The following is a 2,004-nucleotide window of genomic DNA, read 5'->3' as shown; positions in this document are numbered from 1 at the left end:
AGCATACTTCATGATGAGTTTCCCGTTCCAACACGGGATCAGCGCTTCAATGAAGACCTGATGAAGATGCGAATGCGCGAATACTGCAAACACAAGCGTTCCGAAGTGCAAAAAGCAATCAAGCATGGGTGGAACAGGCCAGATTGGCTGGCCAAAGAAGATTGGAAGAATGCAAAGAAAGCAGCGCGCGAGAATCCCGACAAGTGGAAGCAACAAAAGGATGCAGCCAGAGCGCGAGTAGAGGCCCCTAGGGAGCTCGCACCACTTGGGGAGCGGTGGATGGGCATCATTTGAGGCCGATTTTGTAAGTGTTTTCGCATTGCTCTTTATGTTCGATAGTTTAGGGTTTATGAGTTTTTTAATTCTAACATAATGAAATCTTTGTATGTTTTGACAGTGGTCGATGACAGGACGTGATCCCACACCGTACGAGCGCGAGTACGCAGGCAGGAAGGGCTTAAACGCCCTGATGGACATTCTCAGTTCTCGCGGCGGCATGGTTAGTATTAGGGTTTACTCTTTTCTATTTTTTGTATTGTTTTATAAATGTCGTTATATGTTTATACTTACTGAAAGCTGTCTTATTGTCTTTTTTTGCAGAATCCGACAGATACGCCGCTTGGACGCGATGAGACGTCTGATTAGACGACGTCAGTTTAGCCGTAGCTAGATAGCATTAGTTTAGGGTTTCTCATAGCTTATGTATCATGAGACGGATTTTATACGTCTTTTTGAACCATGTATATTATTACATTTGTCACCGCAGTTCCTTTTGCCAATCAATTCTTTATGCCTATGATGTTGTACAATTGTCATTATTACATTTGCCAATCAATTCAGTTTGTCTATGATGTGTACAATTGTCATTGATTTAATTTCATCAATTCCCGCTTGTCAGTTTTGTATCTTTATTTTGCAAACAATACGTACTATGGATGATGGAGTTAATGATTATATTGTCTTGTGGGTGACTATTTTGGGTCTATATTTACCTTTGCACTTTTTTTCAAAGGTAAATACACATATGAAACATTCAATATGGTTGATGGGTGGCAGGGCATTGAACCAAAAAATTTTCCTCTCGGACCTCGCTATGACCGTCGCTATATAAGGCTCTGCTGCGTCGCTATAAGCGTCGCTATGAGCGTCTCTATATAGCGACGCATATAGCGACGCTCTCGTAGCGACGCTCGTAGCGACGGTTTTAGCGACGCCGGGGGTTATAAAAACCCAGTGTATTTCCGTCGCTAATAGCGTCACAAGAGCACACAACCTCTTGTAGTGTTTGTGGCGACACATACATTATACTCTTCCCAAAAATGTCACCTTAGTCAGATATTTATATTACCACCCTTTTCTTTTTTGCTTTGTAAATAGAATAAGCATACAATAACCAACTATATACCCCCAAACTTTCTTACCTCTTGTGAATTAGTAGTAGAAAAATAATATATCCATCTTCCATCCCATATAGATAAATTACCATGGAAATCAGCTCTCCACTTGTCTTTACCAAAGATTATTGTCCATCTCTACAAGTCTTCTATGCCCCCTACATAGGTGGCCCAATATCTCTTAAGAATATACATATAGTTTTTCTCCTTTCAAAAAGACTCCAATTGTATATTCTTTTCACAAGCAAATAATATTGGGCCCTCCTCTATTTGTTTAAGCATCATAGCCTTTTGAAAAAGCATGATTCCCCTTGGATGCATACAAGCAAAGGGCCCATACAAGAAGACTTGGAAGCAAAAGGTTCCCTATCCTAGTGTGGACCTTCCAAACCGAATTCCTTGGTGCATGGGCGTGAAGAATAGTCCAAATTCATATCAAACATGTTGAGAAGGTCAAATTTGCCTTTTGAAGCATGTCATTTCGAGCTACAGGTAAAAAGTTATGGTCAAAATAGTGTAAATCTGTCAGATTCACAGCAAAAGGAAACTGTAAATCAAGTAAATCAAGAGGGTGAGATCTTATTTTTCCGCTACTCATCTTCTAGAAGAG

Annotated in this window: 1 protein-coding gene; it reads left to right on the top strand. The window is 40.4% G+C overall.

The features are described from left to right. The coding region (locus DD606_RS26050; protein ID WP_219824232.1) for a hypothetical protein at positions 1-294 on the top strand (294 nt) is incomplete at its 5' end. Between the last annotated feature and the right edge of the window lie 1,710 nt (positions 295-2,004).

This window comes from Enterobacter cloacae complex sp. GF14B (genome assembly GCF_004136805.1).
Taxonomy (GTDB): domain Bacteria; phylum Pseudomonadota; class Gammaproteobacteria; order Enterobacterales; family Enterobacteriaceae; genus Enterobacter; species Enterobacter hormaechei_C.
Note: the sequence above shows the minus strand (reverse complement) of the source record. Positions and strands in the feature narration are given on the sequence as shown.